8 protein-coding genes are annotated in these 7,247 nt (G+C 67.0%); 6 read left to right on the top strand and 2 right to left on the bottom strand.

Features of this window, described 5'->3' with window-relative positions; translation table 11 throughout:
- Positions 1 to 276 precede the first annotated feature (276 nt).
- On the top strand, positions 277 to 645 hold the full coding sequence (locus ACAM49_RS37420; RefSeq protein WP_369640266.1) for a VOC family protein: 369 nt from the start codon (positions 277 to 279) through the stop codon (positions 643 to 645).
- Between the two features lie 47 nt (positions 646 to 692).
- On the opposite strand, the gene ACAM49_RS37415 is transcribed toward ACAM49_RS37420, so the two are convergent.
- Positions 693 to 1,742 carry an AraC family transcriptional regulator gene (locus ACAM49_RS37415; protein WP_369640265.1) on the bottom strand — a complete coding sequence of 350 codons (1,050 nt, stop codon included), beginning with the start codon at positions 1,740 to 1,742 and terminating at the stop codon, positions 693 to 695.
- 161 nt (positions 1,743 to 1,903) lie between these two features.
- Between ACAM49_RS37415 and ACAM49_RS37410 the strand changes: the two genes are divergently transcribed.
- Positions 1,904 to 3,976, top strand: a complete 2,073-nt coding sequence (locus ACAM49_RS37410; protein WP_369640264.1) for a CocE/NonD family hydrolase — start codon at positions 1,904 to 1,906, stop codon at positions 3,974 to 3,976.
- A gap of 30 nt (positions 3,977 to 4,006) precedes the next feature.
- Here ACAM49_RS37410 and ACAM49_RS37405 read toward each other — a convergent pair whose 3' ends face one another.
- On the bottom strand, positions 4,007 to 4,861 hold the full coding sequence (locus tag ACAM49_RS37405) for an aldo/keto reductase (protein WP_369640263.1): 855 nt from the start codon (positions 4,859 to 4,861) through the stop codon (positions 4,007 to 4,009).
- Positions 4,862 to 4,971: 110 nt separating this feature from the next.
- On the opposite strand from ACAM49_RS37405, the gene ACAM49_RS37400 reads away from it, so the two are divergent.
- The 4 genes from ACAM49_RS37400 to ACAM49_RS37385 all read left to right on the top strand — a co-directional run.
- Positions 4,972 to 5,469 (top strand): pyridoxamine 5'-phosphate oxidase family protein, encoded by a 498-nt coding sequence (locus ACAM49_RS37400; RefSeq protein ID WP_369640262.1) that lies wholly within the window; start codon positions 4,972 to 4,974, stop codon positions 5,467 to 5,469.
- Between the two features lie 34 nt (positions 5,470 to 5,503).
- Entirely contained in the window at positions 5,504 to 5,911 is a 408-nt protein-coding gene (locus ACAM49_RS37395; protein ID WP_369640261.1) for a YciI family protein, read from the top strand.
- A gap of 13 nt (positions 5,912 to 5,924) precedes the next feature.
- On the top strand, positions 5,925 to 7,070 hold the full coding sequence (locus ACAM49_RS37390; RefSeq protein WP_369640260.1) for an RNA polymerase sigma factor: 1,146 nt from the start codon (positions 5,925 to 5,927) through the stop codon (positions 7,068 to 7,070).
- Between the two features lie 46 nt (positions 7,071 to 7,116).
- Positions 7,117 to 7,247 (top strand): VOC family protein (locus ACAM49_RS37385; RefSeq protein ID WP_369640267.1); only part of this gene is annotated, 131 nt, incomplete at its 3' end.

Genomic DNA, 7,247 nt, shown 5'->3' with positions numbered 1-7,247 from the left:
AGAGAGCCACACCAATACCGACGGTGGGCAGCCGCGAGAGGGGCACCCCACCGGGCACCTGGACCTGATCCTGGCCGGGATCCGATCCTGACACCAGTCTCTAACTAGCCGCGACCCGCGCTGTTTCGTCCGGACGCGGAGCGCCTTCACACTGACCGGTCGCGGCGTGAGGGTGATCTTTGGCTACATCGATACGGTGTCGCGTTCTTACAATCGCGGGCGGCGTCGGCGTTGCAGACTGGTTGATAGCAATGATGTTGCGGAGAGGGAAGATTCATGGCAATTGCCGCTTTGAAGATGCTCACCTTGGACAGTGCCGATGCGCGGCGGGATGCGGAGTTCTGGGCGGCTGTGCTCGGTTGGGAGATTGCCCATCTGCAGGACGAGTACGCCATGCTTAGCGGTCCGGACCATGCGCTGGGATTCGGGACGGTTGCGGACTATCAGCCGCCTACCTGGCCGAACGAGAATGGAAGCAAGCAATTTCATTTGGACTTGGCGGTCGAAGACCTCGAGCTGGCCAGTAAGGAACTGGTCGAGTTGGGCGCTACGGTGCCTGAGTTTCAACCGGGTGAGAGTTGGCGGGTGCTGCTCGATCCGAGTGGCCACCCGTTCTGCCTCACCCTCGCTGCCAATTGGGGCTAGCTGGCCGGTCCGGCCGTAGGGGGCCAGGCTTGGTCTCGATCCAGGCGTCAGCCTTCCGCGACGAGGGAGACCTGCGATATGTCAGCCTGTCGTGCCCGGGAGATGCTGCGGAGCCGCTGGGGTGTGGTGCCGAACCAGCGGCGTACCACGCGGGTCAGGGCGGACTGCTCGCGTAGGCCGACGAGGGTGGTGATGCGGCTCATGGGTAGGTCTGTCTCACACAGCAGTCGGTAGGTGATGTCGCGGCGGGCGGTGTCGAGGACTTCGGTGAAAGTTGTTCCCTCGGCGGCCAATGCACGCTGCAGCGTACGTTCGTGGACGGTCAGCATGCGGGCCACGGTCTCGATATCGGCACGCGATTCCAGCAGGGCGCGGTCGATCGCCAGGCGCACCCGCGCGGTCATGCCACGGTCCGGCTCGGGGTAGTGGCGGTCGAGATAATCCATGGCGAGCTTGTGCAGCATCGGATTGCGGCTGCGGAGCGGGCGCTGGAGCAGGTCCGCCGGGAAGCGGAGCATGGTTGTGGGCATATCGAAACGCACTTCCGCGCCGAAGAATTCGGCATAGCTCGCGGCGGGTGCGCGGGGCGGATGCGGCAGATGGACAGTCCGCAGCCCGTAGTCGCCCACACTGGCCGACACTATGCGATGCATGAGGCCGACGGCGTGGTCTATGCCCTGGCAGAAGTCGGAGACCTCGGCGATGTCGAGGTAGTTGAGCCCGACCATGCCGGTCTGCCCGTGCGGATCCGGGACGAGCCGGAGGGAGATGCCCTCGTGCTGTATGGCTATGAATCGGGTGATGCACGCGAGGGCGTCGCCGGCGGTCGCGGCGGTGGTCACCGCGACGCCCAGGAGACCGAGGCACTCGCTGTCCTGGCGACCGGCCAGCCGCAGGCCGAAATCGGGGCAATCCAGTTCGGCGGCGGCGATTTCGAGGGCCCAGCCCAGGGATTCGGCGGGTACCAGCGCTTCGTCGCTGTCGATGGCCTCGAGTGAGATGCCGAATCTACGCAGCAGCGCCTCGCCCTCCCCGCCCAGTTCGTCGACCAGCTCGCGGTAGCCGCGCAGGCTCGCCGCGCGTCCCATGATCGCCATCGGCCGGTCACCTCCCCACCGATTACCAATTCCAGCCGGGACCGTAACCTAATCCGCCAATTGTCTGGGACGCAACGTTTTGACCAAGGCTGTCGCCCAGGGGTAAAACGATGTCGCCCTCGGGCGAGTCGTTATTACTCGCCGGTAGCAACAATCTGGCCATGGATTTCGTGAAGCTCGCCGCGAAGGGGTTGGTCGCCGCGTCCGCGGTGATCGCGTGTACGCCGTTCCTCGCGCCAATGGCCTTGTCCGACACCGCGTTCACCGGCATCGACGGCGGCGCGTACGCGGCGGGCTGGACCGCGGCGGTCGACGGCCCGCAGCCCTACAACGGGATCACGCCGGATCTGGCGGTGCCGATCACCATGGATGACGGGACGGTCCTGAAGGCCGACATCATCCATCCGGCGAGCAATGGCCGGATCGCGGACGGCAGGCGGCCGGTTGTCCTGCAGATGCAGGGCTACGGGAAGCTGCCGATGCTGGTGGGGCAGGCGGTCCTTAGCGCCGCGGACGGCCTGGGAATCAAACAGCCCCTGGAGAATTGGATCGGATCGCTGAATCTGCCGGGCGTCGGCCTGGACGGGCTCTTCGACATCACCCGGCAGGCCGACGCCGGGATGCTGGAGGCCGCGGTCCAGGATTGGAAACTCGCCAACGCCGGATACACCCTGGTGCAGGTCGATCTGCGCGGCACCGGCACCTCCGGCGGTGACTGGCAGGTGTTCGGCGATCGCGAGAAGCAGGACATCGCCGAGGTCATCGACTGGATCACCCGGCAGCCCTGGAGCGATGGCACGGTCGGCACGATGGGCACCTCGTTCACCGCGATCACCGCGCTCGAGGCCACCGATCGGATGCCGCCCGGCCTGAAGGCGGTCTTCGCCTTCGAGGGCAGCGGTGACATCTTCGGCGATATCGCGGGCACCGGCGGCGGGATCGGGGCCGGGTTCCTGGTGCCGTGGCTGCTGGGTGTCAACGCGCTCAAGATGATTCCCGACGTGACCTCGCTGCTGGTCGGAAAGTTCGATCCCGCACAGCAATTGCAGTGGCTGAAGGACCGGATCGCGGATCCGCTGACCTTCGTCGACGTGGTCATCAACGGCTACACGGCCATGAGCCCGGACCAATTGACCGCGCGGACAAAGCAACTCGTCGATCCGAATTCGCCCTTCCGTCGCGGGCTGAAGGCCGACGTCACCCACATTCAGGCCCCGACGTTCATGGTCGGCGCATGGTTCGACATCTTCGGCACCACCCCCACCGACACCTTCAACGCGATTCCGCTGCCGGAAGAGCAGAAGAAGCTGATCATGGGCGACGGCTACCACGCCGGTACGGGCGTGGCCGGTTTCGGTCATCCGGGCATGCCGCCTCGGCTGGATGTGTTGCAGCGGGCGTGGTTCGACCATTGGCTGCGCGGAATCGACAACGGCATCGAGAAATTCACGCCGCTGACGATCAAGCAGCAGGGCGGCGGCTGGACCGACGCGCCGGAGTTCCCGCGCAACGAGGCCGTATACCGGCGCATGTATCTCGATGACATCCCCTCCGGCACCAGCCCGGGCTCCCGTTACGACGGTGGCCTGTCGGAGAATTCGCGGCAGGCGGGCATCCGCGACCTGACCGTCGCGCCCGGTCTGGCAAGCCTGTGCAGCCGCGACGCCGCGCGCATCACCGCGGGCGCGACCTCGATCATCCAGGCCTGCACCGGCGATTCGCGGATCTGGGAGAGCGAGGGGCTGACCTTCACCAGCGGCCCGGTGGCCGGGGCGACCACCATCTCCGGTCCGATCAACGTGCACCTGAACGTGGTCGAGGACGCCGCCGACGGCTACTGGGTCGCCACTGTCAATGATGTTGCCCCCGACGGCACTTCGCGGGAGATCGCGACCGGTCAGCTGGTGGCGTCGCTGCGGCAGATCAATGAGGACGCCAGCAAGAAGTCGTCCAATGGCGACTACACCGAGCCGAACTACTTCCTCGACCTGGCCAAGCGCGAGCAGACGATTCCCGGTGTCCCGGTCACCCTCGACATCGGCGTGACCCCGATCGACGCCGTGCTCCAGCCGGGCCATCGCCTGCGAATCGACGTGTACGCCAGCAACTTCCCGAAGGGCCTGCCGCCGATGATCGTCCTGGCGGATTCCGGCCTGAAGCCCCAGCACGTGCGCCTGGACCCAGACGCGCCGAGCTGGGTCAATATCGCGCTGACCGGTTCGATCCCCGACTGACGCCGGGGTCCGAACCGACCGCGGGACCGCCTAGAGCAGTCCCGCGGTGAACTCCGCCGGATCCGGGCCGACCCGGGTGCCGCTGTCCAGGGCGGTGATGGCGCGCATCTGCTCGTCGGTCAGCTCGAAGGAGAACACGTCGAAGTTCTCCCGAATCCGGCTGGGCGTCACCGACTTCGGGATCACCACATTGCCGAGCTGCAGATGCCAGCGAATGATCACCTGCGCCGGGGTACGTCCGGTCTCGGCGGCGATGCCCACAATGGTCGGATCCTTCAGCGCCGCCCCGCGCCCGAGCGGACTCCAGGCCTCGGTGGCGATCCCGTGCTCGGTGTGGAAGGCCCGCAACTCCGCCTGAACCAGATTGGGGCTCAACTCGATCTGATTCAGGGCCGGCGTCTCCCCGGTCTCCGCGATCAGCCGCTCCAGATGATCGCGATTGAAGTTCGACACCCCGATCGAGGTGACCCGGCCCTCCGCCTTCAACTTCTGGAAGGCCCGGAAGGTGTCGACGAACCGATCCGCCTGCGCCACCGGCCAGTGGATCAGATAAAGATCCAGCTGATCCAATCCCAGCCGCTCCAGGCTGGCGTCGAAGGCGCGCAGCGTCGAGTCGTAGCCCTGCTCGGAATTCCATAGTTTGGTGGTGACGAATACCTCGTCCCGCGCCACCCCGAACTCGCGGATGGCTCGCCCCACCTCGGCCTCGTTGCCGTAGATGGCGGCCGTGTCGATGTGGCGATACCCCGTCTCGAGCGCGGTGGTCACTGCCCCGAAGGTGTCCCCCTCCTCGACCAGGAACACCCCGAAACCCAGCGACGGAATCGTCTGCCCGTCATTGAGGACGGTGGACGGAACTGAGCTGCTCTCGCTTCGAAAGGTCATGGTTTCCGACATTACGCTCGGCGGGGATGTCGAGAACGTCCGAGCGGCTCCGTCCCAGGGGTACGAGCACCCGAACGGGGCCTCGCGAACATCGACGAAGGAGCGACACCATGGGACCGAACGAACTCACCGAAATCCTGAACCGCCCGCTCAGCCAGGAAATGCTGGCCCGCGACCTGCTGCGCATGGCGTATGTCGCCAAGGACGGCACACCCCGCAATATCCCGGTGGGGTTCGCCTGGAACGGACGGGAGATCGTCGTCTGCACCGCCAAGAACGCCCCGAAGCTGCCTGCCTTGCGCCACAATCCCCAGGTCGCGCTGACCATCGATACCGAGGTGCACCCGCCCAAGATCCTGCTCATCCGTGGGCGGGCGGAGTTGGACGAGGTGGACGGCATCCCGGAGGAGTACCTGCAGATGAACGGCAGCTACCAGATGACCGCCGAGCAGCGGGTGGAGTGGGAGGCCGAGGTGCGCTCGCTCTACGACGGCATGGTCCGCATCGTCATCACCCCGACCTGGGCCAAACTCATCGACTTCGAGACCACCCTGCCGACTCCGGTCGAGGAACTGATCGCCCAGCGCGCCGAGCGTCAGCGCGCCTGAATCCATCGAACCCGAATCCAGCGAGGAGACCACCATGCCGAAATATCTGCTGCTCAAGCACTACCGTGGCGCACCCGCCTCGGTCAACGACATCCCGATGGATCAGTGGACGCCCGAGGAGGTGACGGCCCACATCCAGTACATGCGGGACTTCGGGAAGCGGCTCGAGCAGACCGGCGAATTCGTCGAGCACCAGGCCCTGTCCCCGAACGGCACCTGGGTTCGCTCCGACGGTGAGGGCCGCCCGCCCGTCACCGACGGCCCGTTCGCGGAGACCAAGGACCTGATCGCCGGTTGGACGATCATCGATGTCGAGTCCTACGAGCGGGCCCTGGAACTGGCCGCCGAGCTGTCCGCGGCCCCAGGGGCGGGCGGGAAGCCGATCCACGAGTGGCTCGAGATCCGGCCGTTCTTCACCGAATTGCCTACGGTGACCGAGTGATTACGGTGATCGGGTGAACGAGGCATTGCTGCGTGAACTCGTCCCCGCGGTGATCGGCGTCCTCGTCCGCCGCGGGGCCGATTTCGCGGAGGCCGAGGACGCGGTGCAGGAGGCGCTGATCCGGGCGCTGGAAATCTGGCCCGAGGATCCGCCGCGCGATCCCAAAGGCTGGCTGATCACGACCGCCTGGCGCAAGTACCTCGATGCCGTTCGCTCCGAAACATCGCGGCGGGGAAGGGAACTCGCCGTGGAGGTCGAGCCGGAGGCGGGACCGGTGCCCGCCACCGACGACAGCCTGTGGCTGTACTTCCTCTGCGCGCATCCCTCCCTGCCGTCCGCCTCGGCCGTCGCCCTGACCCTGCGCGCGGTCGGCGGCCTGACGACCCGTCAGATCGCCGCGGCCTACCTCGTCCCGGAAGCGACCATGGCGCAACGCATCAGCCGCGCCAAGAAGCGCCTCACCGGCCTGCCCTTCGACCGCCCCGGCGACCTCCCGACCGTGCTGCGCGTGCTCTACCTCGTCTTCAACGAGGGCTACAGCGGCGACGTGGATCTCGCCGCCGAGGCCATCCGCCTCACCCGCCAGCTCGCCGCCTCGGCCGACGATCCGGAGGTCTCCGGACTGCTCGCGCTGATGCTGCTGCACCACGCCCGCCGGGCCTCACGCACCGGCCCGGACGGCAGCCTGATTCCGCTCGCGCAGCAGGACCGATCCCTTTGGGACACAACCCTTATCACCGAGGGCGTGGCGATCCTCCAAGCGGCCCTGGCCGGCGACGGCCTCGGCGAATACCAGGCCCAGGCCGCGATCGCCGCCCTGCACGCGGACGCCCCCACCGCCGCCGACACCGACTGGCCCCAGATCGTCGAGTGGTACGACGAACTCCTCGACCTCACCGCCAGCCCGATAGTCCGCCTCAACCGCGCGGTAGCGGTCGGCGAGGCCGACGGCCCCCGCGCGGGCCTGGCCGCCCTCTCCGACCTGGACCCGAACCTGCCCCGCCACACCGCCGCTCGCGCCTACCTCACCGAACGCGCGGGCGACCTGGAACAGGCCGCCGTTCTCTATGCCGAAGCGGCCCAATCGGCCACCACCGTCCCCGAACGCGACCACCTCACCCGCGAAGCGGCCCGCCTTCACCGGTCGCTGCGCACCTGACCAATATCCCCGAGCCATATCTCCACCCGCCCCCTATGGTGGACCGATGACGTCCGTCAGAACGGTCCAAGTCACCTTCGACTGCAAAGACCCCGAACGCGTAGCCCGCTTCTGGTGCGAGGTCCTCGGCTACGTCATCCCCCCGCCCCCGCCCGGCTTCGCCGACTGGTCGGAATT

It is taken from the genome of Nocardia sp. JMUB6875, from assembly GCF_041154655.1.
In the GTDB taxonomy this organism is placed as follows: Bacteria; Actinomycetota; Actinomycetes; order Mycobacteriales; family Mycobacteriaceae; genus Nocardia.
Note: the sequence above shows the minus strand (reverse complement) of the source record. Positions and strands in the feature narration are given on the sequence as shown.

Bases quoted from the DNA above. Each gene is read 5' to 3' on its own strand.
- ACAM49_RS37420 (WP_369640266.1), top strand. From the start codon at position 277: ATGGCAATTGCCGCTTTGAAGATGCTCACCTTGGACAGTGCCGATGCG.
- ACAM49_RS37415 (WP_369640265.1), bottom strand. From the start codon at position 1,742: ATGGCGATCATGGGACGCGCGGCGAGCCTGCGCGGCTACCGCGAGCTG.
- ACAM49_RS37410 (WP_369640264.1), top strand. From the start codon at position 1,904: ATGGATTTCGTGAAGCTCGCCGCGAAGGGGTTGGTCGCCGCGTCCGCG.
- ACAM49_RS37405 (WP_369640263.1), bottom strand. From the start codon at position 4,861: ATGACCTTTCGAAGCGAGAGCAGCTCAGTTCCGTCCACCGTCCTCAAT.
- ACAM49_RS37400 (WP_369640262.1), top strand. From the start codon at position 4,972: ATGGGACCGAACGAACTCACCGAAATCCTGAACCGCCCGCTCAGCCAG.
- ACAM49_RS37395 (WP_369640261.1), top strand. From the start codon at position 5,504: ATGCCGAAATATCTGCTGCTCAAGCACTACCGTGGCGCACCCGCCTCG.